2 protein-coding genes and 1 pseudogene are annotated in these 2227 nt (G+C 55.7%); all 3 read left to right on the top strand.

Annotated features, from left to right (window positions below):
• Positions 1–798 (top strand): phospholipase D-like domain-containing protein (locus BWR59_RS31640; RefSeq protein ID WP_230982136.1); only part of this gene is annotated, 798 nt, incomplete at its 5' end.
• Between the two features lie 2 nt (positions 799–800).
• Positions 801–1826, top strand: a complete 1026-nt coding sequence (locus BWR59_RS31645) for a sel1 repeat family protein (protein ID WP_230982137.1) — start codon at positions 801–803, stop codon at positions 1824–1826.
• A gap of 109 nt (positions 1827–1935) precedes the next feature.
• Positions 1936–2227, top strand: a pseudogene (locus tag BWR59_RS31650) (phospholipase); the annotation flags it as partial.

Genomic DNA, 2227 nt, shown 5'->3' on the forward strand with positions numbered 1-2227 from the left:
CAGCAGTGGGGCCGCAGCCACGACCAGCATGGCTCGGTGCACCTGTTCGTGGTCACCAACGCCAGCGACGAAGGCATGGGCGACGGCACCATCAACACGCACCGCATGCTCGAAGCGCTGGGCCGCGCCGAGGTCATGCCGCAAGTGGCACGCCTGGAACGTGACGAGCGGCTGCAGGAGGCGCTGGATCAGGCCACCACCGAACTGTTCGACGCGCAGAAATCCCTCGACGCCCTCAACTACTACCGCGCCTTTCCGGACAAGGTCGAGTGGCAAAAACTCTGTAACCAGCGCAAGGCGCGGGTCGAGGACGCCAAAAAGAAGAAGGCAGAGCTGCAACGGCAACTGCCCGAAGAACAACGCAAACCCATCGAGCCGGAGACCATCCCCGGCCTGAAAGTCCACATCTGCACCCTGGTCTCCCCCGACTCACCCCCGGACGACTGGCTGCCGGTGTACATCCACAGCAAGTTGATGATCATCGACGACGTGTTCACGACACTGGGCTCATCGAACATCAACACCCGCAGCATGGAAGTGGACAGTGAACTGAATATCTGCCTGGAAGATCCGGCGGTAACCAGACCGTTGCGAAAGCATTTGTGGAATCTGCACACGAACGGGATGGGGGCGCAGGATAAGGCGGCGGAGGCGTTTGAAGAATGGGGGCGAATAATAAAAGAGAACAAGTTTCTAGTTTCAGGAAATGCGGAGGCATCTATTGATAAAAAACAGCCGCCTTATGCTTCGTTGCTCGAGTTTTTTCGGGATAGCGCCAAGCGTACGCATCTAGACTAGCCATGAGGGTATTCAAGCGTCTTTCATTGGTTTTGTTATTGGTGTTGGCCGGTTGTAATAAGGAGGATGGGGTGAGAGAAGTGCAGGGCTTGGACGCGTTATATGAGGGTCTGAAGTTTGAGTGCGTGTATGAAGAGGATAAGTTGCCGCGGCTTAGTTCGGTGGCGAATATCCTGTATAGATACGGGCTGTATTTGCAACTCAGGCCCGGAGTCAAGGATTTCGATGAGGTAGCTCGTTATTATAGAATTGCAGCAGCACACGGACATTACAAAGCATCTACTAACTTGCAGATGTTGGTGTCTGGCGGGCAGGCTCGCTCCCCCGACTCTTGGGTTGAAACATTGGATCTTGTGGAGGATCTGATAGCGTTAGGCATACCAGGTGGTTATTACGATATGGCACGTTACTTGGATCGTGGGTTCGGTGTTGAACAGGATTCAGACAAGGCCAAGGCTTATTATCGTCGTGCTGCAGATTTGGGTAGTCCGGATGCTCAGTACTATGTGGCTGATTTATTGAGTAGGGTATATGGTCCGAAAGACATCATGCTACAAATGTACAAGTGTGCTATGGAGCAGGGGCATGCAGAGGCTGGTCTTGACGCGGCAATGTATCAAAAAATAAAGCGTCGTTATCCTGAGGCTGTCTTCGCTTTTCAGAAAGCTGTTGCAAATGGAAGCGTGTTAGCAGCTGCGTTTCTGACTAAAGGTTTTATTACTACCTCTCCTTCTGAACAGCTTGACTATATGGCGTTAGCGCCTGATCCCGAGCGTTCTCGCCGTTACAAATTGATCAAGGAGTTTATAGGCCGCTACGAAAACCTCGGCGCCAAAGTCCCTGACATCGACCAGATCGTCCCGCTGCCCCCGGCCAAACTTCCAGCCTGGGACGAAACCTTCCAGTGGAAAAAAGACCGCGACGCTGCCGTCCCTCCGGCCCAACCGTCGGAGGAGCTGATGCAGCGCCTGAGCGAAGAGAAAGGCCTGGATCCGGCGACCGGTTTGCGTTTGCCGAAAACAGCCTAGGCCCGTGGATCACTTTTTCATCAGCTTCACCCCCTCAAAGGACTGACCCATGGACCGAACCCAGAACCGTACCCGCACGGCCACCGTGCCCATTGCCACCTCCCGGGCAATGAGCGCCGTGATGACCACCTCATGGTTCGTCGAGGACACCGAATACCCGCCCACTCACGCGACCTTCGAGCCGCTGGTCAACGGCGAGCGTACGTTCGGCGCTTTGTACGATGACATCCTCGCGGCGACCCAGAGCATCGACATCGTGTGCTGGGGCTTCCAGCCGTCGATGTACTTCAAGCGCGACAACGCCGACTCGCTGTGCATCGGTGAGCTGCTGCTGCAAAAAGCCGGCGAAGGCGTCAAGGTGCGGATCCTCTGCTGGTCGGACGGGCTGCGCATCGCCGCGC

The organism is Pseudomonas sp. Bc-h (genome assembly GCF_002080045.1).
GTDB lineage: Bacteria > Pseudomonadota > Gammaproteobacteria > Pseudomonadales > Pseudomonadaceae > Aquipseudomonas.

Bases quoted from the DNA above. Each gene is read 5' to 3' on its own strand.
- BWR59_RS31645 (WP_230982137.1), top strand. From the start codon at position 801: ATGAGGGTATTCAAGCGTCTTTCATTGGTTTTGTTATTGGTGTTGGCC.